23 protein-coding genes are annotated in these 21,576 nt (G+C 54.3%); 16 read left to right on the plus strand and 7 right to left on the minus strand.

All coding sequences use genetic code 11. From position 1 onward, the window contains the following. Positions 1–112 precede the first annotated feature (112 nt). The 4 genes from ACFQ0F_RS00440 to ACFQ0F_RS00455 form a co-directional block, all read right to left on the minus strand. Positions 113–1,126 carry an AraC family transcriptional regulator gene (locus ACFQ0F_RS00440; protein ID WP_379067872.1) on the minus strand — a complete coding sequence of 338 codons (1,014 nt, stop codon included), beginning with the start codon at positions 1,124–1,126 and terminating at the stop codon, positions 113–115. An 18-nt stretch (positions 1,127–1,144) separates the two neighbouring features. Then, positions 1,145–2,350 (minus strand): acyl-CoA dehydrogenase family protein, encoded by a 1,206-nt coding sequence (locus tag ACFQ0F_RS00445; protein WP_340675330.1) that lies wholly within the window; start codon positions 2,348–2,350, stop codon positions 1,145–1,147. Positions 2,351–2,472: 122 nt separating this feature from the next. Then, entirely contained in the window at positions 2,473–3,777 is a 1,305-nt protein-coding gene (locus ACFQ0F_RS00450) for an acyl-CoA dehydrogenase family protein (RefSeq protein ID WP_379067876.1), read from the minus strand. A 166-nt stretch (positions 3,778–3,943) separates the two neighbouring features. Further along, complete coding sequence (locus ACFQ0F_RS00455) at positions 3,944–4,486, minus strand: NUDIX hydrolase (protein WP_340675332.1); 543 nt, start codon at positions 4,484–4,486, stop codon at positions 3,944–3,946. A gap of 56 nt (positions 4,487–4,542) precedes the next feature. Here ACFQ0F_RS00455 and ACFQ0F_RS00460 point away from each other — a divergent pair, with 56 nt between their 5' ends. From ACFQ0F_RS00460 to purT, 3 genes are read left to right on the plus strand one after another with little or no spacing between them, the layout of a single operon-like run. Continuing rightward, entirely contained in the window at positions 4,543–5,160 is a 618-nt protein-coding gene (locus ACFQ0F_RS00460) for a CoA pyrophosphatase (RefSeq protein WP_340675333.1), read from the plus strand. A gap of 26 nt (positions 5,161–5,186) precedes the next feature. Continuing rightward, positions 5,187–5,708 carry a gamma carbonic anhydrase family protein gene (locus ACFQ0F_RS00465; RefSeq protein ID WP_340675334.1) on the plus strand — a complete coding sequence of 174 codons (522 nt, stop codon included), beginning with the start codon at positions 5,187–5,189 and terminating at the stop codon, positions 5,706–5,708. Positions 5,709–5,735: 27 nt separating this feature from the next. After that, positions 5,736–6,932 (plus strand): formate-dependent phosphoribosylglycinamide formyltransferase, encoded by a 1,197-nt coding sequence (gene purT, locus ACFQ0F_RS00470; protein WP_340675335.1) that lies wholly within the window; start codon positions 5,736–5,738, stop codon positions 6,930–6,932. A gap of 40 nt (positions 6,933–6,972) precedes the next feature. Here the strand turns inward: purT and ACFQ0F_RS00475 are convergent, their stop codons facing one another. Beyond that, a complete protein-coding gene (locus ACFQ0F_RS00475) occupies positions 6,973–7,842 on the minus strand; it encodes a transporter associated domain-containing protein (protein WP_340675336.1) in 870 nt (289 codons plus the stop codon). 3 nt (positions 7,843–7,845) lie between these two features. Then, the gene (locus ACFQ0F_RS00480) at positions 7,846–8,658 is read right to left on the minus strand and encodes a cytochrome C assembly family protein (protein ID WP_340675337.1); all 813 of its coding nucleotides are present in this window, start codon (positions 8,656–8,658) and stop codon (positions 7,846–7,848) included. A 119-nt stretch (positions 8,659–8,777) separates the two neighbouring features. Here ACFQ0F_RS00480 and ffh point away from each other — a divergent pair, with 119 nt between their 5' ends. The 7 genes from ffh to ACFQ0F_RS00515 are packed head-to-tail and all read left to right on the plus strand — an operon-like array spanning position 8,778 to position 16,461. Then, entirely contained in the window at positions 8,778–10,259 is a 1,482-nt protein-coding gene (ffh, locus tag ACFQ0F_RS00485) for a signal recognition particle protein (RefSeq protein WP_379067881.1), read from the plus strand. Further along, on the plus strand, positions 10,259–11,578 hold the full coding sequence (locus ACFQ0F_RS00490) for an FAD-binding oxidoreductase (RefSeq protein ID WP_379067883.1): 1,320 nt from the start codon (positions 10,259–10,261) through the stop codon (positions 11,576–11,578). Before ffh ends, ACFQ0F_RS00490 begins: the two co-directional genes overlap by 1 nt. Then, the gene (locus ACFQ0F_RS00495) at positions 11,575–12,312 is read left to right on the plus strand and encodes an SDR family oxidoreductase (protein ID WP_379067886.1); all 738 of its coding nucleotides are present in this window, start codon (positions 11,575–11,577) and stop codon (positions 12,310–12,312) included. The genes ACFQ0F_RS00490 and ACFQ0F_RS00495 overlap by 4 nt, the downstream gene beginning before the upstream one ends. 2 nt (positions 12,313–12,314) lie before the next feature. Then, entirely contained in the window at positions 12,315–12,923 is a 609-nt protein-coding gene (locus tag ACFQ0F_RS00500; protein WP_340675341.1) for an HAD-IB family hydrolase, read from the plus strand. A gap of 58 nt (positions 12,924–12,981) precedes the next feature. Next, a complete protein-coding gene (locus tag ACFQ0F_RS00505) occupies positions 12,982–13,845 on the plus strand; it encodes a decaprenyl-phosphate phosphoribosyltransferase (protein WP_379067889.1) in 864 nt (287 codons plus the stop codon). Then, a complete protein-coding gene (locus ACFQ0F_RS00510) occupies positions 13,842–14,825 on the plus strand; it encodes a lysylphosphatidylglycerol synthase transmembrane domain-containing protein (RefSeq protein WP_379067892.1) in 984 nt (327 codons plus the stop codon). The genes ACFQ0F_RS00505 and ACFQ0F_RS00510 overlap by 4 nt, the downstream gene beginning before the upstream one ends. A 13-nt stretch (positions 14,826–14,838) precedes the next feature. Beyond that, entirely contained in the window at positions 14,839–16,461 is a 1,623-nt protein-coding gene (locus ACFQ0F_RS00515; protein ID WP_379067895.1) for an ArnT family glycosyltransferase, read from the plus strand. On the opposite strand, the gene ACFQ0F_RS00520 is transcribed toward ACFQ0F_RS00515, so the two are convergent. Further along, on the minus strand, positions 16,411–17,316 hold the full coding sequence (locus ACFQ0F_RS00520; protein ID WP_340675345.1) for a DMT family transporter: 906 nt from the start codon (positions 17,314–17,316) through the stop codon (positions 16,411–16,413). The genes ACFQ0F_RS00515 and ACFQ0F_RS00520 overlap by 51 nt on opposite strands. A gap of 168 nt (positions 17,317–17,484) precedes the next feature. On the opposite strand from ACFQ0F_RS00520, the gene rpsP reads away from it, so the two are divergent. The 6 genes from rpsP to ACFQ0F_RS00550 all read left to right on the plus strand — a co-directional run bounded on the left by rpsP (position 17,485) and on the right by ACFQ0F_RS00550 (position 21,464). Beyond that, on the plus strand, positions 17,485–17,733 hold the full coding sequence (rpsP, locus tag ACFQ0F_RS00525; protein WP_340675346.1) for a 30S ribosomal protein S16: 249 nt from the start codon (positions 17,485–17,487) through the stop codon (positions 17,731–17,733). Between the two features lie 3 nt (positions 17,734–17,736). Beyond that, positions 17,737–18,273: a ribosome maturation factor RimM gene (rimM, locus tag ACFQ0F_RS00530; RefSeq protein ID WP_340675347.1), complete on the plus strand. Its 537-nt coding sequence runs from the start codon at positions 17,737–17,739 to the stop codon at positions 18,271–18,273. 28 nt (positions 18,274–18,301) lie between these two features. Next, a complete protein-coding gene (gene trmD / locus ACFQ0F_RS00535; RefSeq protein ID WP_340675348.1) occupies positions 18,302–19,045 on the plus strand; it encodes a tRNA (guanosine(37)-N1)-methyltransferase TrmD in 744 nt (247 codons plus the stop codon). Positions 19,046–19,194: 149 nt separating this feature from the next. Further along, positions 19,195–19,563: a 50S ribosomal protein L19 gene (rplS, locus tag ACFQ0F_RS00540; protein WP_379067901.1), complete on the plus strand. Its 369-nt coding sequence runs from the start codon at positions 19,195–19,197 to the stop codon at positions 19,561–19,563. Between the two features lie 133 nt (positions 19,564–19,696). Further along, a complete protein-coding gene (gene xerD / locus ACFQ0F_RS00545; protein WP_340675350.1) occupies positions 19,697–20,605 on the plus strand; it encodes a site-specific tyrosine recombinase XerD in 909 nt (302 codons plus the stop codon). A gap of 97 nt (positions 20,606–20,702) precedes the next feature. Further along, positions 20,703–21,464 carry a DsbC family protein gene (locus tag ACFQ0F_RS00550; protein ID WP_340675351.1) on the plus strand — a complete coding sequence of 254 codons (762 nt, stop codon included), beginning with the start codon at positions 20,703–20,705 and terminating at the stop codon, positions 21,462–21,464. The last annotated feature ends 112 nt before the right edge of the window (positions 21,465–21,576 follow it).

Consider the following 21,576-nt stretch of genomic DNA (forward strand, 5'->3'; position numbering starts at 1 on the left):
TAAACCACTCTAGCAAAAACTGAATAGATCGATACTAGGGCGCTAGGGCGCTCAGCAACAGGTCATTACACGCTAGTAATGGGACTTCTAAGGCCAAAAATTCGAATACTTGCTATTTTGAGTAACTGCTTGGGCTTTCACCGGTCCAGCGTTTAAAGGCTCGGCGAAAGGCGCGTGCATCGCTATAGCCGGCTTCAATAGCTACTGCATCGATGGCTAAGTTGGGCTGGCCAAGCAGGCTCAGCGCACGCGTTTTCCTTACCTGATCTAGCAGAATCTCAAAGCTAAGGCCCGACTCACTCAGGCGTCTACGCAAGGTGCGAGTGCTGAGGTTGAGTTGCGCGGAGACATCCGCGATGGTCACGCCTTGGCGTAGGCCATGAGCAATACTGCGCTCAACAGAAAGCGCCAGATCGTGACTATTCATTGGCTGACTTGCGGCTTCGGCTAGCATCTCTAAGGCTTGCTTTAGCGCCAATGGCTCATGACTAGGTAGGGGCGTTGCTAACCAGCTTTTATTCATCACGAGATGATTACCGCTGCTACAAAACGCGATTGGCGCGTTGAATAGCCGCTCATAGGCTGCTGCGTAGTGTGGTGCAGGATAGGCAAAGTTGAGCATTTCCGGCTTAAAGTCATTGCCAATGAGTAAGCGCACGTATTTTAAGCTGCTGGCAAAAAGCTCTTCAACAGCAAAGGCTTGGATATCTAAATCTGGGAAGCGTAGCGTGGCTGATAACCATAGCGTATCGGATGACTCACCGATGTCGACATGCAGCAGGCTGCCCGCGAGAGCTTGGTATTGCATTGCGAGTGTGACGGCTGCCCCTATTGTTGGGCAGAGTGACATGGCATAGCCAACTAGGCCCAATGAGCCCAGCACATTGCTATCGCCAACACGCAGTCCTACACCAGCTGAGAGCTCAGTCTCAGCTCGTCGCACTAGACGGCTGACCTGACGGTAGGACAGGCGCAGTGATGGGTCATCAAGATCTTTAGGTAGTAGACCAATACCGTGGCAAAGTCTTGCGCAGTCCGCACCTTCTTGTCCTGCTACCTGAATTAAGGTGCGTGGCAAAAATGGTGGAAACTGCGCAATCTGCTGGCGTTGGTCGCTACTTGTCATACCCAAGCGGACGCCGGCTTACTTCAGCTGAGCTGAGCTTTTGCCGAGCACGCGGCGGGCAATAATCAGCTGCTGAATTTGCTGCGTGCCTTCGAAAATGTCGAGGATTTTAGAGTCGCGCGACCACTTCTCTAGCAGCTCATCTTCACCATAGCCGAGCGAGGCGGCGAGCTCGACACACTTCAGCGTGACCTCGTTAGCCACGCGTCCGGCTTTGGCTTTGCAGATAGAGGCATCTTTAGAGTTCGGCTGCTTGTTATCTGCCATCCATGCGGCTTTTAACGTGAGTAGGCGTGCGGCTTCCCATTCTGCTTCTAAGCGATACAGCGTGGCTTCAGCGTGCGATGAGTTGAGCGGTGGTGTGCCGTAGTTGGGATCGATGTGATCGGCGAGTAATTCTTTCATACGCTCAATGGAAGCTGCGGCGACACCAACAGCCATGGCCGCGACCAAGGGGCGGGTGTTATCGAAAGTTTCCATGACGCCGGCGAAGCCTTTTTTCAGATCAATTTCTGGCGTGCCGAGCAAGTTGGCGGCGGGCACGCGGCAGTCGGTGAAGTTGATCGCCGCGGTATCGGAGGCTTTGATACCGAGCTTGTGTTCGAGGCGAGTGACCTCCATGCCTGGTGTGCCGTGCTCGACAACGAAGGATTTAATCGCGGCCTTGCCTAGCGATTTATCCAGAGTGGCCCAGACTACGACGCACTCGGCGCGGGCACCTGCGGTGACGTAGATTTTCTCACCATTAAGAATGTAATCATCGCCATCTTTTATCGCGGTGGTGCGAATCGCAGCGGAGTCGGAGCCGCAGCTGGGCTCGGTGATGGCCATCGCGGCCCATTTGCCCTTGAAGCGCGCGAGCTGCTCGTCGTTGGCAACTGCTGCAATGGCGGCGTTGCCTAAGCCTTGACGTGGAATTGATAGCAGCAAGCCGGTGTCGCCACGGCACAGCTCCATGGTGCCGAGTGCGACAGATAAGTTACCACCATTACGAATGCCAGTATTGCCATCGGTGCTTGGGCGTTTGCTGGCGCTGGTGGCGCCGGCGGCTTCATCTGAGCCTTCATTCATGCCATCGAGTAATGAGGCGAGCATGTCTAGTTCTTTCGGATAGGCATGTTCAGCACGGTCATATTTGCGTGAGATGGGACGATAGAAATTGTCCGCGACTTGCTTGGCTTGCTCGATGAGCATGGCAAATTTTTTCGGTGTGTCTAAGTTCATGATGCTGCTCCAGCGCGTGAGCGTTTGAGTGGCTCAAAGCGCGCAAATAGTTGCTTCTAAAATAGCCGCTGGTGAAAACGGTGGTTTAGGCCGGTATAAAAACGACGTCAAAAAAGTCTGGTTTATAAATGCAGGCCGCCGTGAGCAATCGCTACGGCGCGTAAATCGCGATACCAACGCTCGACCGGATGCTCTTTGGTGAAGCCGTGGCCACCGAGTAGCTGCACGCCATTGGTGCCGATTTGCATGGCTTTTTCTGCGCACAACAGACGCGCCAAATAGATTTCGCGATGGAAGGGTTTGCCAGCTTCGGCGAGAGAGCCTGCACGCCAGGTCATGATGCGCATGGCTTCAACTTCAATGGCCATGTCAGCAACCATGAAAGCCACGCCTTGGCGATGCGAAATCGGCTCACCAAAGGCTTCGCGCTCATTCACATATGGCACGACATAATCGAGCACGGCCTGCGCCGTACCAGTAGCCAAAGCGCACCAAGCCAAATAACCAAAGTCGATAAAGGCTTGATAGTCCAGCTCGCCTTCACCTAGTAAAGCCTCGACTGGCAGCATCACATTATCGAGTTGCAGCTTCACGGTTTCTGCCGCTTTCATGCCCATCGCAGGGTCTTCCTGGAAGCGCAGACCGTCGGTGCCGGCGGGCACGATGAACACTTGCGGCTGGCCATCGAGTTCGGCGGCAATGAGCAAAAGCTCGGCACTAGCGCCGCCAATGACTAAAGATTTTTCACCATTGAGCACAAAGCCAGACTTATCGCGACGAGCTTTGGTGCTTAGGCGCGATGGGTCAAATAAGACCGTGGGCTCACTGACTGCAATGGTCGCAAGCGGTGGCGTGTCTTCAGCAAATGCGGGCAGATAAGTCGCTTGCTGACTATCGCTGCCCCATCGCGTTAAGGCATTGGCAACGGACATTGGCGCAAGTAGTGCAGCCGCCAAAGAAAAGTCGCCATGCGCTAAATCTTCAGCCGCTAACAGTTGCGTGACTACGGTGGACTCAGAGGCAACACCGCCGAGTGCTTCGGGCACGGCATAGAGCGCAAGACCAAGCTCTTGAGCCTGAAGACGTAGTGCCTCAGGGCAGCGCGCGGTGGCATCGGCATCGTGGGCTTGTGGTCGTATGGTATCAGTGGCAAAGCGCTGCAATGAGTCACGCATCATGTGCTGCTCATCACTGAGCGAAAGATCAAAGAGGCCACTATTACTGGTATGGCTTAGGCGCTGCTTGCCTTTGCCTGCACTAGGTTTGAATAGGCGCGCGCTGGCACTGACGAGTTGGAAGCCAGCTTTGCTGCCGCGATACAGTAGTTTTTCAACAGGTTTGCGCAGCTTTAGGGTGTCGGCGAGTTGCGATTGGGCGAAACGGCTGAGGGCAGAAATGCCAAGGCCTTGGATATCTCCGGCGTTCATACGAGCTCCTGTGTGCATGAGCGTGACGAGTGGCCACGGGGTCAGCTCCGATCATGCACAGAAAAGTCGCGGTCGTGTTGACTTAGATGACCGATTGGTCTGTCATTTTCGACCTAGGCGCGCAGCGCATTGTTTTAACGAGAGACTATTGCGATGAGTAGGGGTCTCAGCTTTTGACTGGCGGTCTCAAATCATCGATGTGTAATGGAAATTCGCCACGCTGGCGGTCTTCGAAATAATAACGCAGGGTGCGTTTGACCGATGGAAATGCCAATTCATCCCATGGAATATCGGCTTCATCGAAGAGTTGGCACTCTAGCGATTCGACACCAATGCCAAACTTGCCATCGACTAAATGCGCGCGGTGCAACATATAAACTTGGTTGATGTAGGGAATGTTGAACACGGTGTAGAGCGTGAGTTCGCGCACATCAGCTTCGGCCTCTTCCCAGGTTTCGCGGGCGGCGCCTTCAGCAACGGTTTCACCATTTTCCATAAAGCCGGCGGGTAGCGTCCAAAAGCCGTAGCGTGGCTCGATGGCGCGGCGGCATAGCAACACTTTATCGCCCCAGACCGGCAAACAGCCAGCGATGATATTAGGGTTTTGATAATGCACGATATTGCAGTCGTCGCAGATATAGCGCGGTCGCGAATCGCCTTCGGGAATGCGCTGTGTTACCTGGCTGCCACAATTGCTGCAAAATTTCATAACGAAAGCTCCCGTAAACGCGTTCCAGTATACCTGAGGGTGTGTATGATTCAGCCATGACTACGCACTCACGCATTGAAACGCTTAAGCAAAATCTCTCACCGTTTGATAACACCGTGCGTGCCGATGCGGCGGTGCTGATTGGTCTGAGTAATGAGCCTGAGCCCACTATTTTGCTAACCCAGCGCGCCCTGCACATGAACTCGCATGCAGGCGAGGTGGCATTTCCCGGTGGTAAACGCGATGCCGATGACCTGCATTTGGTTGTCACTGCTTTGCGTGAAAGCGAAGAGGAAGTGGCGCTGCCGCAGTCGAAAGTTGAAGTTATCGGGGCATTGAAGCCAGCGCGCGCCAAAAGCGGTATTTTGGTGATGCCAATCATTGGCGTGATTCACGATGCGCCTGAGCTACACGGTAATCCAGAAGAGATCGATAGCGTGTTTCGCGTGCCATTACAGTACTTTTTCGACATCAAGGCCGAGCGCACTCACCGCATTAATTTTCGCGGCCTTGACCTCGTGGTGCCGTGCTTTCGTTTTGATGGCTACATCATTTGGGGCTTAACGGCCTATATGCTGGTGGAGTTTATGCGGGAAGGCTTTGGCCATCATATTGACTACCCGTGGCCACCGGTTTTGCCCGGCGTATTGGTGCCAAAGCGCAGCGAAAGCTAAGTCTTAGCACTCTTAAGGAGACGAATATGAAGTATCAATTAGGCGATCGCCGTGTTGAGGCTGATGGTGAGCATTGGGTGGCCGATAACGCCACAGTGATTGGTTCGGTGCGCTTGTGTGAGCGCAGCAGTGTCTGGTTTAACGCGGTGCTACGCGGCGATTGTGACCAAATCACCATCGGCGAAAACTCCAATATTCAGGATGGTGCCGTGCTGCATACCGATTATGGATTTCCGCTGACAGTCGGTAGCAATGTCACTGTTGGCCACCAAGCCATGCTGCATGGCTGCACTATTGGCGATGGCTCGTTGGTAGGCATCGGCGCGGTGATTTTAAATGGCGCCAAAATAGGCAAGGGCTGTGTTATTGGTGCCAATGCCTTGATTGGCGAGGGCAAAGAGATTCCCGATTTTTCGCTAGTGGTGGGTTCGCCAGGCCGAGTGATTCGTGAGGTGCCCGAGGCGCAGCGACAAATGTTGTTGCTCAGTGCCCAGCATTATGTCGAAAATGCCCGCCGTTTTCGCGATGAGCTAAAACCACAAGATTAAGTGGCCTTGCCCTGTTAGGAGTTTTCGATGTCTGCACGCCAACCCATTAGCCTGGGCACACCATTTTCCGCGAGCGCTACTCGTGTCATGTTGTTGGGAGCGGGCGAGCTGGGCCGTGAAGTCATCATGGCTTTAAAAGGTTTGGGCTGTGAAGTGATAGCTGTTGATCGCTACGCCAATGCGCCGGGCATGCAAGTCGCTGATCGCTCACACGTGGTGTCTATGCTCGATGGCGCTGCACTGCGACGCATTATTGAGCTAGAAAAACCCGCACTGATCGTGCCTGAAATCGAAGCCATTGCGACCGATGAGCTGGTGGCGCTGGAGCAGGAAGGCTGGTGCGTGGTGCCGACCGCTCGTGCGGCTCAGCTCACCATGAACCGCGAAGGCATTCGTCGTTTAGCGGCTGAAACCTTAGGTTTAGCGACGTCTCCGTATGTCTTTGTTGATAACTACGTAGACTTCTGTGTGGCTGTCACGCAGGTTGGTATGCCCTGTGTGGTGAAGCCAATTATGTCGTCTTCCGGCAAGGGCCAAAGCACAGTAAAAACAGAGGCGGACTTACAGCACGCTTGGGATTATGCGCAATCGGGTGGCCGTAGCGGTGCCGGGCGCGTCATTGTTGAAGGTTTTATCGACTTTGATTATGAGATCACTTTGCTCACCGTGCGCCATGCAGGCGGCACCTCGTTTTGTGCGCCCATTGGGCATTTGCAAGAGTCAGGAGATTATCGCGAGTCGTGGCAGCCGCAAGCGATGTCGGCAAAAGCGCTGGCCGAGGCTGAGCGCATTGCTGAGGCAGTTGCGAATGATCTTGGCGGCTGGGGTGTGTTTGGCATGGAGTTTTTTGTCAAGGGCGACAATGTATGGTTTAGCGAAGTCTCGCCACGGCCACATGACACAGGCTTAGTCACGCTGATGTCGCAAAACCTATCGGAGTTCAGCCTGCATGCGCGGGCAATTTTGGGCTTGCCAATTCCTGTTATTCGACAGCCTAGGCCAACGGCATCATGTGTTTTGTTGGTTAATGGCAATTCGCGGCAAATGCGCTTTGATGGCGTTGCTGAGGCATTAGCCGAGCCCGATACAGACTTCCGATTATTTGCTAAACCGGAAGTAGTGGGGCAGCGTCGATTGGGCGTGGCATTAGCGCAAGATGATAGTGTTGAGGCTGCGCGTGCCAAGGCGCGCGCTGTCATTGCAAAAATTAATGTGGTGTTGTGACGCTAAAATTGCAGAGCATGAGTGTGGCGGTAGGCCGGGCTTAGCTCGCTGCCTGCCAAATGCTTGCGCGGCGAATCAAATGGCCGCGCAATTCGTGCACCTCAATAAAGTAATCCGCAATACGCAAGCACACAGGCGCATCGGGAATAGCCTCTAGGCGATCAAGCAAGAGACCGTTAAGCGTACGCGGTCCCTCCACGGGCAATGACCAGCCCAAGGTGCGATTAATTGCCCGCAAACTCGCGGCGCCATCGATTAAGCGTGCACCGTCACTGGTTGCATGCATTTCTGTATGGCGATCGGCTGTGGTGGTCGTGAACTCGCCAACGAGCTCTTCTAATATCGCCTCAAGCGTGACGAGCCCCTGCACATCCCCATACTCATCGACGACGATGCCTAAGCGCCGCCGAAGCTTCTGAAACTCGAGAAGCTGAGCTGGCAATGGGGTGCGTTCGGGCAGAAAGTAGGCGCTGCGCACGGACTGCATGAGTGCGGCTTTATTAAACCCTTGCTGGCCTAAGAAGCGTGTGGTGTTGCGCACATGCAAAATGCCTACGGTGTTATTTAAGTCGCCATGAAAAACCGGTAAACGCGTGTGCACGGTCTGCTTCAAAACTTGCAAAATATCTTCATCGCTGGCGTCGAGATCGATGCCGGTGACGGCTTGGCGCGGAATCATGATGTCATTGACCGTGCTACGGTCAAGGTCCAGCAGGCCTTGAAGTAGGCGCTGATGCAGTGGTGGCAGCAGTAGGCGCCCGACCAATCGACTCAGTCCTAAACGTGCGGATGGCCGTTTGCCGATGTATTTCGCCAGCCAAGATAGCCAGTGTTTATGGCTACGCCAGCCGACAATGACCAGCAAGATCATCAACACGCTGAACAAGGCTAAGGCTTGCCACAAAATCATGATTTAGCTAGCCGCGGGCATGAGCAGCAGTTCGAGGACAAATTTGCTGCCCACGAAACCAACCAGCAATAAGCCAAAGCCGATGAGGGTAAAGCGCACAGCCGTGCGTCCGCGCCAGCCGCGCCAATAGCGTCCGGCCAGCAAGCAGGCGAACACGACCCATGCCATTAAAGTGAATACGGTTTTGTGCACGACGTGTTGCGCGAACAGGTCATCGAGGACAAAAAAGCCAGTGCCGATGGCTAAGCAGAGCAGTACAAAGCCGGCGGCGATAAGCTCAAAGAGCATACTCTCCATGGTTTGTAAGGCGGGCAAAGCCATTAATAAGCCGCGCTTGTGGCGGCGTAGCGCGCGATCTTGCCAGTGCAGCAAAAGCGCTTGCAGGGCGGCGATGCTGAGCAGGCTATAGGCTAGTAGCGACAGTAAAATATGGCCTTCGATGGCTGGTGTTAGTGCTAAGGCCATGCTTTGTGGGTCATGACCGACTACGCCTAAGCTGAGTTCGAAGGCGGCTAGCGGCATGGCCACTAGGTAAATGCCTTGTACTGGGCGGTAGACGTTAACCAGCAGGGCTAGTAGCGCGAGTAACCAACCATGCATCATCGCGATATTGAAGAGGCCAAAGCGCAGGCCATTGGGAATAATAATGGCTTCGTGCATGACCACTACATGCAGCACCAGCGCGGTGCTGATGATGGCTAATAGCGGCCCACGGGCGGGCACGCGGCGTTGCGCAACCGCGCGGGCGACACGGCCAGCGGCAGTGAGATATAAAACAATGGCCACGAGGGCAAGCAGTGCGGGTAGGGCATCCATGACTAACGGCGACCAAACAAACGATGAATGGAGTGTGGCATAAGCCAGAGTCCGTGCGCCAGCCGCGCGAGCAGCCTATAATCGCCGACATTAGCGAAACCGATGCCACAGGATAGACCATGTTTGACAACCTTACCGACCGCCTGAGTCAGAGCCTGCGCGCCATCAGCGGTAGTGCTCGCTTAAACGAAGACAATATTAAAGACACCCTGCGCGAAGTCCGCATGGCGCTGCTGGAGGCCGACGTTGCGCTGCCAGTGGTAAAAGATTTTGTTGAGCGCATTAAAGCTTCGGCGCTCGGCCAAGAAATTTTGACTCAACTTCAGCCTGGCCAAGCCTTCGTTAAAATTGTTCACGAAGAGTTAGTGGCAACGCTGGGCGAGGCCAACACGGGCCTTAACTTAAATTGCGCGCCACCAGCGATCATTCTTATGGCTGGCTTGCAGGGTGCTGGTAAAACCACCACGGTGGCTAAGCTTGCACGCTATTTAAAGCAGCAGAAAAAAACCGTGATGGTGGTTTCGGCCGATATTTATCGCCCAGCCGCTATCGCTCAGCTAGAAACGCTCGCGCGTGATGTCGACGTGCTGTTTCATCCGTCCAATATTAATCAAGACCCGGTGGCGATCGCTCAAGGTGCTATTGAGGCCGCTAAGCGCCAATTTGCTGATGTGCTATTGGTCGATACCGCCGGCCGCTTAGCCATCGATGAAGCCATGATGGCGGAAATTCGCCGCCTGCACGCTGCCATCAATCCGATCGAGACGCTGTTTGTTGTCGATGCGATGACCGGCCAAGATGCCGCCAACACCGCGAAAGCCTTTAACGACGCTCTGCCATTGACCGGCGTGGTGCTGGCCAAGGCCGATGGCGATGCTCGTGGCGGTGCCGCGCTGTCGGTGCGCGCCATTACTGGCAAGCCGATTCGCTTTATGGGCATGGGCGAGAAAACTGATGCGCTTGAGCTATTCCATCCAGATCGTGTTGCCCAGCGTATTTTGGGTATGGGCGATGTGCTCTCGCTGGTCGAGGAAGTCGAGCGCAAGATTGATAAAGAAAAAGCCGAGAAGCTCGCGCTAAAGCTGCAAAAGGGTAAAGGTTTTGACTTGCAGGACATGCTCGAGCAGTTCCAGCAAATGCGTAATCTTGGCGGTATGGGTGGCTTAATCGACAAATTGCCGGGCATGAATGCCGCAGCTGTTCAGCAGGCGATGGCCGGTGGCGCACCCGAGAAACAGATGAAGCAAATGGAAGCGATTATTCAGTCGATGACTGCCGGTGAGCGTCGTAAGCCTGATGTTATTAATGGCTCGCGCAAACGCCGTATTGCCAATGGTTCGGGCACGACCATCCAAGAAGTTAATCGTGTGCTCAAGCAGCACACGCAGATGGCAAAGATGATGAAAAAATTCTCTAACCCCAGCGGCATGATGAAGATGCTCAAGGGCATGCAGGGCAAATTACCGCCGGGCATGATGGACGATACGCCTGGTATGGGCGGTGGTGCTGGCGGTGCGAAAGGCGCCTTGCCGCCCGGCTTTCCCGGCGGTGGTTTGCCTGGCCTAGGTGGCCCCGGCTTACCATTTAAGAAGCGCTCTTAATGCGTACGAAGTCAGCAGAATTAAGCGGCTGGGGTCGCTATCCACAGGTCGATGCCACCTTGGCACGCCCCGAGCAATACCGTGAACTTGCGGCATGGGCTCAGCAAGCATCTCTAGCGCGCGGCATGGGTCGTGCCTATGGCGATGCCGCGATTAGCGCGAACGGCACTACGGTGCTCACCGAACGCCTTGACCGACTTCTCAGCTTCGACGCCGATACCGGCGTTTTGCGAGCCGAAGCTGGCGTCACCCTCGATGCTATTTTGCGAGCTGTGATGGCCAAAGGCTGGTTTCTGCCAGTCACGCCGGGCACGCGCTACATCACCTTAGGCGGTGCTATCGCTGCCGATGTCCACGGCAAAAATCATCACCACGTCGGCAGCTTTGGCCGCTTTGTGCGCTCATTTGAGTTGTTCACAGCAGCAGGTGCGATGACCTGTTCATCCAGCCAAAATGTGCCCGCGTATCAAGCCACATTAGGTGGCATGGGCATGACCGGTCTCATTGGCGAAGTCGAATTGCAGCTCAAGCGCATCCCATCGAGCAATATGCTGGTGCAGCATGTGCCGGCGGCAAATCTGCGTGAATCATTAGCGTTGATGAGTTCGGCTGAGCATGACGACGAATACACCGTGTCGTGGATAGATTGTCTAGCCTCTGGGGCTAAGCTCGGCCGTTCAGTATTTATGCGCGGGCAACACGCCGATGGCGCACATGCGCATGGCCCACGAGATGCCAAGCTCAGCCTGCCCATCAATGTGCCCAGCGCAGCATTAAATCGCTACAGCGTGGGCGCGTTTAATGCCCTCTACTACCGCTGGGAAGGCCGCAAAACTAAACCGTTCCGCTGCGATTTCGAACCATTTTTCTATCCACTCGATGGCATCAAGCAATGGCATCGCCTCTACGGCAAGCCAGGCTTTGTGCAATACCAATTTGTTGTTGGTGAAGCAGCAGCTGAAGCCTGCATCGGCGATGTTTTAAAGGCCGTTTCAAGCTCAGGCAATGCCAGCTTTTTAGCCGTGCTCAAGCGCTTTGGCGAAGCTGGCGATGGCCTTTTGTCATTCCCACAAGCGGGCATGACATTGGCGCTAGACTTGCCATTAAGAGCCGGCACTTTGGCGCTACTTGATCGCCTTGATGCCATCGTGGTGGCTCACGCCGGCCGCGTATATTTAGCCAAAGATGCGCGCCTCAACGCCAGCATGATGTCGGCGATGTATCCACAATTAGCAGAGTGGCAAGCAATTCGCCGCGAACTCGACCCCGATGGCTTATTTGTCTCGGCCTTGGGTCAACGTTTGGAGATGGCACCATGACGCAAATTTTAATCGTCGGCGCTACCTCTGCGATGGCTCGTGGTTGTGCCTACGCCTGGGCTAAGCAAGGCCAACGCCTCGTGCTCGCTGGCCGTGACCTTACGGAGCTTGAACGCATTGCTAGCGATATTCGTTTGCGCTTCGCCAGCAATGTGCAAGTCGCTGAGCTCGATCTCGATAACGTCAAACATCTCTCCACGCGCTGGAGCGATATTGAGGCCGCACATGGTGACATCGACGGCGTGCTAATGGCGGCGGGCTGGATGCCGGAAGACAACGATGCCATGCGCCGTGATACACCAGCTCTGCAGGTTATTGCGCGTAATTTCACCGGCCCAGTAGCGCTGCTCAACGCTGCTGCCGATGCTTTTGAAACGCGTAAAAATGGCTTCATTGTTGGCATTAGTTCGGTCGCTGGCGATCGCGGCCGGCAAAGCAATTACCTCTACGGCGCAGCTAAAGGTGGCTTCAGTATTTATCTCGCCGGCCTGCGTAATCGCTTATTTGCCTCTGGTGTGCCCGTGCTTACTGTGAAGCCTGGTTTTGTCGATACGCGCATGACTTGGGGCTTGCCCGGCCTATTCTTGGTTGCTGATCCTATGCAGTTGGGTGAGCAAATTGTGCAAGCGCAAGCAGCAGGCAAAAGCACCGTGTACCTACCCTCATTTTGGCGACTCATCATGCTCATCATTCAGCATGTACCTGAGTTCGTCTTTAAGCGCCTGAAGCTCTGATCATGACGGTTATCGTTAAGCAGCCGACCATTGTGGCCTTTGATTTCGATGGCACGCTCACGCGTGGCGAGTCATTTTTTCACTTTCTCTGGTTTGTCACGCCATGGTGGCGTTTCGCTTGGTGCTTTCTACGCTGCGTGCCAGTGCTGGCGGCCTATGTCGCTCGCCTGATGAGCAATGATCGTGCGAAGGCGAGGGTGATTAGTATTTTCTTGCGCGGCCAATCGCGCGAAAAGCTTGAACAACTGTCGCGTGATTTTGCCAGCAAAGGTATTCCTAAGTCGTTGCGGCCTGAGGCGATGGCGCGCCTGCGTCACCATCAAAAGCAAGGCCATCACTGCGTGTTAGTGAGTGCTACATTAGCGCTGTACTTGCGGCCATGGGCTGAGCTACACGAGTTTGAGCATGTCATTGCGACTGAGCTAGCATGTGATGGACAAGGGCGCTTAACGGGCGTCATGTCGACACCAAACTGCTATGGTCCACAAAAGGCTGTGCGCCTAAAAGCGCACTTCGGCGTCGACCATATTTTCGCAGCTTATGGCGATAGCAGTGGCGATACGGAAATGTTGGCCATGGCTGAACAACCGTTTTATCGGCCTTGGCACTAACGCAACTCACCAATCAATAATTAAAAAGCGCTAGCAAGACAGTGTGGAGCAGCACCCAATGACCTTGATTAAACTCATGCGCCCGCACCAATGGGTGAAAAACGGCTTCGTGCTTACCGGCTTGGTTTTCGGCCATGGCTGGGATGTCCCCGAGCAAGTCCAAGCGGTTTTACTGGCCTTTATCGCCTTCTGTTTAGCCTCTAGCTGCGTCTATGTTTTCAATGATTTATCCGATGCCGAAAATGATCGCCTGCACCCCACCAAGCGTAATCGCCCGATAGCATCGGGCGCTGTCACTGCCCGCCAAGCCTTGCTTCTGGCGGCTGTCTTAGGCGTGGTGTCGCTAAGCATTGCTTGGTCGGCTAACCCGCCTGTGGCCGGCTATATTGCTGCCTATTTAGTGCTGAATATGGCCTATACCTGGCGCCTAAAGCGCGTGGTGCTGCTGGATATTTTCTGCATCTCGGCCGGTTTTATGTTGCGCATTTTGGCCGGCACCGACGGCGTCGATATTCCGCCTTCCAATTGGCTATTGTTTTGCGGCCTCTGGACTACGTTATTTTTAGGCTTCATCAAGCGTCGCGCTGAAATGATTGCGCTAGATGAGGGCGCGGGTGGCCACCGCAAAGTACTTGAGCATTACTCAGCGACACTGCTTGATCAGCTCATCAGCATTACTTGCATGGGTATGATTTTCAGCTACAGCCTCTACACCATGGATGTCGATGTGCGCCGTATTCACAATACCGACCAGCTCATTTACACCGTGCCATTCGTGATTTATGCCTGCTTTCGCTATCTCTACTTGCTGCATCGTGAGACTGGCGGTGGCGACCCCTCGCGCGACCTAATCCGCGATCCACATATTGTCGCTGCCGGCCTGAGCTGGTTGCTGATGACCTTAGTGTTGGTGGCCAGATGAGTTTGAGCCCGCGCCAACTTCGCCTGCTTATGATCTCGGTGGGCGCTGGCGCTGCCGGCTATTTAGTCTTTGCTTTATGGTCGGGCTGGCGTGAAGTATTAGCCGCCATGGGCCATATCGGCTGGCAAGCGCTGGGCTTGGCGCTGCTATTATCGCTGGCAAATTACTGGCTGCGCGCTGAGCGCTGGCGTCTCTATATCGTCAGTAATGGCCATGCAATTTCTCATGTCGACAACCTACGCATTTATATTGCCGGCTTTGCTCTCACCACCACGCCAGGCAAGGCCGGTGAGCTTATTCGTGGTCTATTTTTAAAGCCTTATGGCGTCACATTTCATCATGCCGCCGCGATGTTTTTTAGCGAGCGCGTCGCCGATTTAATCGCTGTCTTGATCATCACTGCCGCCGGTTTGTCGCAGTTACATCAAGGCGAAATGTATTACGCCATATTGGTCGTGGCCTTGTTAGTCGGGCTTTTAGTATTGCGCACGACTTGGCCTGAGCGTCTATTGCGCCATGTGGCAGGTGAGCGCAAAGGCGTGCATTGGCTAGCGAATGTTGCGGCCAGTAGCCGCGCGCTATGGCGTGGACGCCTGCTGTGGCAAGTGCAGGGCTTAAGCGTGCTGGCATGGTTGGCGGAGGGCGTGGGCGCATGGTTGGTGCTGCGCACATTGATGCCAGATATGCCGCTGGAAATTGGTCTGTTTATTTATGGTTTTGCCATGATAGTCGGCGCACTGAGCTTTATGCCCGGTGGGCTAGGTGGCACTGAAGCCACCATGACAGGCTTGCTCGTGCTGCAAGGTTTGAGCTTGCCTGAAGCGGTGGCAGCGACGGTGATCATTCGCCTAGCAACGCTGTGGTTTGCTGTGCTGTTGGGGCTATTTGCAGTGATGCGTTTGCCAACCATGCCGGCACGGGCTGAGAGTTTAGACACACAGTTAGCCACTCAGGCCGGTGACGGCCAAGGCTTGAAATAATAGGTACTTCGAGATGACTCAAACACTGAAGCCAGGCCTGATGGCTCGCTGGCTTGAAGCGCATTGGCTATGGATTTTGCTGCCTGTGGTGCTGATCAAAGTCGCCATTGCCTATGGCTTACCAATGACTGGCGACGAAGCTTATTTCGTGCTTTGGGGCAAGCATCTCGACTTCGGTTATTACGATCATCCGCCCATGGCCGGCTGGATGATGGCGCTACAGCTGCTGGTCAGTGATCACCATCTCTGGCTGCGCGTACCGGGCCTAGTCACTGAGCTTATTATCGCGGCTGCACTCTATGCGCTGTTTCGACCTGTCGATGCCATTAAGGCGCGCTGGTTGGCGCTGCTATTTACGCTCAGCCCACTTAGTCTCATCAATGTATTCACACTGACCGACACAGGCTGCATCTTATTCGCCGCACTGGCGTTTGTGGCGGCTGCGCGCGGCTTACTGACACAGCATATACGCTGGGCGGTACTAGCAGGCGTGAGCTTAGGTTTGGCGTTTTTGTCCAAATACTTTGCTGTGTTCTTAGGTCTTGGCTTTGTTATTTTCTATGCTTTCGCTGGCAGGCGCTTCTGGCGTCATGGCCTAGTGCTAGTGCTGGTCGCCATTCCCTTTGGCCTGCTTAATCTGTATTGGAACTACACGCATTGCTGGTCTAACCTGCTGTTTAACTTAGTTAATCGCAATGCTGGCGGCGGCTTTGGTTGGCAGAGCCTATTGGCCTATCTCGGCATGATGGGCTATGTCATTTTGCCGCCTATATGGTTGGCGTTACGAGCTGCGCAACAGCAGCGCTCATCACTCCGTGCAAACTTACAGCCCGTTATCAGCCTTGCCGCCACCTTGAGTTGGACCGCAGGCTTGGGCTTTTTATGGGTGAGCCTGAGCAAAGATATTGGCCTGCATTGGGTGCTGTGGTTTTACCCTATGGTGCTGGTGCTGCTCTTGCCTTTGCCTGTCGCGCGCTGGGCAAAACTGACGAAGATAGTGAGTTGGGTCAGCGTGGTGCATGTCGTGGTGCTATTGGGCATTCTTTACGCGCCTTTTTCGGTGTGGAAAAGCCAGCCGCGCGTGCAATGGTATTTGCTTGCGATGACCGAAGCGCCGGCGATTTTAAAACAAGCTCGTACCGAGGCTGATGAGCTGCAAGCGGGCGCTTGGCAGCCAGCATGGGAAGCTGCTTCTGCGCGCAAAAGTCTAGGTGTCGATGCCTTAGTGCCAGATCAGCCTAAGGCTGAGCGCGCGATAGCAACGCTGAGCTATTCATCAGCTTCAGTGCTGGCTTATCAGGTGCGCGAGCCAGTCATGGTGATGGGTGAGGGCGCGAAATATGCACGCCAAGATGACAGCCTGACTGACTTCCGAAGCCTCGATGGCAAGGCCGTATTGCTGCTATTGAAAAAGCCCAATGAGCAGCCTAATGCCGAGAATTGGTTCACCACATCGCGGCGATTTAGCCTGACTTATCGCGGCCAAACTTTCCACTTTTTGGCTGGCGAAGGCTTTCGCTATGAGGCGTATTTCCAGCAGGTATTAGTGTCGGTGCGTGAGCGCTTCTATCAATTTCCGAGCTGGTTACCGAGCGGGGAGTGTGCCTTTACGTCGCGTTATTTTGCGCCAGAATAAAGGCTTGTCTAAGCACATCAGCGTGGCTAAAAAGATGATAACGATGCCCACGACCGCCAAGGTCTCGGGCAGCTCATCCCACAAAATCCACGCCCAAAGCCCGGCAAAAACGATGGCCAAATAGGCCGCCGGGCCAATACGCCCAGCCGGCGCCAAGCTATAGGCTCGTGACATGGCGAGCTGGCTGAAGGTGGCCAAAATGCCGGCACCAACTACCCAGGCATATTCCTCAACGTTGAGCGGTCGCCATGCCCAAAGCATTGGCACAGCCGATATCGTCACTGAAATTAAGCTGAAATAAAGCACGATGCGTATCACTGGCTCGGTGCCAGAAAGTGAGCGCACGGTGACGAAGGCCATGGCGGCGAGCAAGCTGGCGCTGATGCCGACCAGCGAGATAAAGCCCATGCCGGCCATGTCGGGGCGGCAAATCAATAACACGCCACCGAAGCCGAGCACGGCAGCGATCATCATGCGGACCGTGATTTTTTCTTTAAGAAATAGCCAAGCAATGAGTGGAATAAACACCGGAGATGAGTAGGTGAAAACCATGGCGCTGGCTAATGGCAGTTTGGCGATGGCATAAAAGAAGCCATACATCGCCGCTAAACCCACTACGCCGCGCCATAAATGTTTGTGAAATACCTGGGTTTTGAGCAGGCCAGTGCCATGTATGGCAACCAGCGGCAGCAGCATGATTGACGCAGTAAAATTGCGGAAAAACACAATGGTTTCGTTGTTGACGGTATGCGATGCTTGACGAATAAACACGCCCATGGTGGCAAATAAAAATGCCGACAGCGTGAGCAGAGCAAGGCCACGCCAAACCGACTGCGATGGGGCTTCGTAGCGCATAAATGAGCACCTCAAACGATGGCGCGCAGCCTAGCAGATTCTCCAGCACGTTGGACTGGCCAAGTGCCGCGTTTTCTCGTAGAATTCGCGCCCATCTGTGCATGGCCGATTTCCGTGGCGCCATGAGCAGAACGACTTACCACGGAAACCCAGTACAGGAATTAAGCAATGGTCACTATTCGTCTAGCCCGCGGTGGCGCTAAAAAACGTCCTTTCTACTCCATCGTTGTTGCCGACAGCCGCAATGCCCGCGATGGCCGTTACTTAGAACGCCTGGGTTTCTTCAACCCAGTTGCACGTGGTCAAGCTGAGCGCGTGCGCTTGGACTTAGAGCGTGTAGCTTATTGGATCAGCAACGGCGCTCAAGCATCTGACCGCGTTGCACATCTGATCAAGGTAGCTCAGAAGAGCGCATAAGACATGTCTATCGTGCCCGATCGTGAGTCCCTGATTCAGGTCGGCCACGTACACACTGCTTATGGCATCAAGGGATGGGTGTGGGTTATGTCCCGCACGCATCCCATTGCCAATATTTTTAACTACGGCCCGTGGTATTTGGACCGTGGTGGCGTGTTGAGTCCGGTAGAGATACTGGCGAGTCGTCCGCAAGCCAAAGGCTTGGTGGCGCAGCTGGATATCTGCCCCGACCGCAACGCTGCTGACACTTTAGTTGGTGCAGCGATTTGGGTGCCGAAAAGCGCCTTGCCGGTATTAGACGAAGACGAGTATTACTGGTCTGAACTCATCGATATGTTAGTGGTGACTGAGCAAGATGACGTGCTCGGCCGCGTCCACGCGATGATGGAAACTGGTGCCAACGACGTCATCATTGTGCGTGCTTGTGAAGGCAGCATGGATGATCAAGAGCGTTTGTTGCCGTGGTTGCCAGGTCGTGTTGTGCGTTTTGTCGATCGAAATCAGCGCCGTATTCGCGTCGATTGGGATCCAACGTTTTAAGCGTTTATGACCAACATGGGAGATCGCCATGTGGGTAGGCGTAGTGTCGTTGTTTCCGGAAATGTTTCGAGCCATTAGCGAGTGCGGTGTAACTGCCCGCGCCGTGGCCAACGGTAAGCTCACGCTGGCGTTTTGGAACCCGCGCGACTTTACCGAAGATAATTACCGCCGTGTCGATGAGCGCCCCTTTGGTGGCGGCCCTGGCATGGTCATGCAGATTGAGCCTTTACGCCGAGCTATTAATGCCGCGCGTGAAGCTGCTGCCGCACGAGGTGTGGTGGCGCCGGTGATTTATTTATCACCGCAGGGCCAGCGTTTATCGCAAGCCGATGTGCAGCAGCTTAGCGCCGCACATGGCCAGCAGGGTTTGATTTTGCTCTGCGGCCGTTATGAGGGTGTCGATGAACGCTTAATTGAGCGCGATGTCGATGCCGAATGGTCGATAGGCGACTACGTGTTATCCGGTGGTGAATTACCGGCGATGGTATTGGTTGATGCCTTAGCGCGCTTATTGCCCGGCGTGCTAAACACCGAGGCTTCAGCCATTGAAGATTCATTTACCGATGGCCTGCTTGATTGCCCGCATTACACCCGACCTGAGGTGTATGACGGCGACACAGTGCCAGCGGTATTGCTCAGCGGTGATCATGCCGCGATAAAGCGTTGGCGCTTGCAGCAAAGCCTCAAGCGCACACGCGAACGCCGCCCAGACTTACTTGTCGGGCGCACGCTGAGCAAATTAGAACGACAGCTGCTAGATGGCATCGAATAGATCTCGCTAGCAGTGTTGAGGGGGTCGTATGCGCCTTAGCCTCTGGACCCAAGGCGATGCCCACCGAGCTGACACGAGCAGCCGGTCAAGGCATCACAATGATCAATCATATGCGTGAAAGCCTCTGTGATTGAATGTGGAGAATTAAGATGAGCGGTAAGCATCCTTTAGTACAGGCCGTTGAAAGCGTCCAACTGAAACAAGATATTCCTAAGTTTGCTCCTGGCGACACTGTTGTCGTTCAGGTGAAAGTGAAAGAAGGCGAGCGTGAGCGTCTCCAGGCCTATGAAGGCGTGGTTATTGCTATCAAAAATCGTGGCCTGAACTCTGCTTTCACGGTGCGTAAAATCTCCAACGGTATCGGTGTGGAACGTGTTTTCCAAACCCATTCGCCGATTGTTGCTGGCATCGAAGTTAAGCGTCGTGGTGCTGTTCGCCGCGCCAAGCTGTACTACCTCCGCGATCGTTCGGGCAAATCCGCACGTATCAAAGAGAAGCTGGCTCCGCGTAAGAAGTAATTCTTCGCGTTGCTGTGCAAAAAAGGGCTCATTACGAGCCCTTTTTTAATGCCTGAAATTTGACTGTTTGCCGCATTCGCTCATCACGTCCAATGGCTTTAAACTGAGCGTTAAGCTCATTGAAACTACGCCCATGATTGTTGAAGACGCTCACATGCCTCCAGCCTCAGATGCTGCGCTCACGGCCTTTCGCCATCAGCTCGCGGCCGAAGGCTTAAGTCAGCATACGCGTCGAGCCTATGTCAGCGATGCCGCCGCACTGGCGAACTGGGCTGCACCAAAGGCACTAACAGCATTAACTACCGATGACCTCGCGGCGTATCTGGCTAGCCCGCAAGTTATGCAAAAGTCGCCGCGCTCGATTGCACGTTTGCAGTCGTCTTTGCGCCATTGCTGGCGTGGCTTATTGGTACGTGGCAGTGTCGACAGCGATCCGACTATTGGGCTCGATACACCGCGCATCGGCCTTTCATTGCCGAAAGATTTGTCCGAGGCCGATGTCGATGCGCTGCTCGCTGCGCCTGATACTGAGACCTTAATTGGCCTGCGCGATAAAGCCATGCTTGAGCTCTTATATGCCTGTGGCTTGCGAGTGAGTGAGCTGGTTGGTTTGCCGCTGGCGGCGCTGAATTTGTCCGCAGGCTATTTGCGCGTGAAAGGTAAGGGCGAAAAAGAGCGTTTGGTGCCAATGGGCGAAGATGCGGTGATCTGGATACAGCGCTATATCGGCGAGGCCAGAGGCGAGTTGGTGCGTGATATCTCGGTGCCGGCGCTTTTTGTCACGGCGCGTGGCGGCGGCATGACACGCGAGAACTTTTGGCATTTGATTAAGCGTTACGCACTCATGGCCAACATCACGAGTAATGTTTCGCCACACACTTTGCGCCATGCTTTCGCCACACATTTGCTCAACCATGGTGCCGATTTGCGCGTGATTCAGCTCTTGCTCGGCCACAGCGACTTATCCACCACGCAGATTTACACCCACGTTGCCCGCGAGCGTCTGCAGCAACTGCACGCTGAGCATCATCCACGAGGCTGACGCCGAGCTTTGTTTCTCGTATGCTTAGCGACTATTCGTCAACGCCATCGCCGACTCGATGGTTAAGCACTTATGTATTCTCTGAGAGGCCAGCTGCATGCAAAAGCGAACAAAGAAATGGGGCATTGCCGCCGTAATCGCCACATCGATTGCCGCGACCGCGCTGTGGGTGCAAGCCGGTAGCAATGAAGAGTCGCAGATTCGTCAACGTCTAACGCAGGCCGTGCCGAAAGCCAACATTGTTTCAGTCACAGCCTCGCCTATTGCTGGTGTTTACGCTGTTGAGCTCGATGGCGGCACGATTTATGCCAGCGCTGATGGTCAGTATTTAATTCAAGGCGATATGCTGCAAGTTAAGGGCAAGGAAGTCGTCAATATCACTGATCAGGCTAAGTCTAAGCAGCGTCTTGTTTTGCTTAAAGGCATTGATAAGCGCGATGAGATAATTTTTCCTGCCAAAGGCAAGGCAAAGGCGGTGATTACTGTCTTTACGGATACCGATTGCGGCTATTGCCGTAAGTTACATGCCGAAGTGCCAGCGATGAATGCTAAGGGCATTGAGGTGCGCTATTTGGCCTATCCTCGTGACTTACCGCGCGTAGGTCCAAACGCGGGCACTGGCGCTCATATGACTGAAATTTGGTGCAATGCCAATCGTGCACAAGCACTAACTCTAGCTAAGCAGGGTCGCCCAGTGCCTGCCGGAAAAGCAGATTGCAAAGCACCTATCAGTGAGCAATTTGCCCTAGGTCGTCAAATGGGTGTAACGGGTACTCCGGCGATTTTTAATGAAAAAGGTGAGCAAATCGGTGGCTATATAACGGCTGATCGTGCGGCAACAATCCTTGGCCTGAACTAACCCTTAAGTTCGACAAATTCATCTAGGGCGCTATACTATGCGCCCTTATTTCTGGGTCTGATAAGCGTCTTAATGCTTATTTTGGCTCTTATATTATTAGCTGGTGGCCCTG

This window comes from Paraperlucidibaca wandonensis, assembly GCF_042677145.1.
GTDB classification, from domain to species: domain Bacteria; phylum Pseudomonadota; class Gammaproteobacteria; order Pseudomonadales; family Moraxellaceae; genus Perlucidibaca; species Perlucidibaca wandonensis.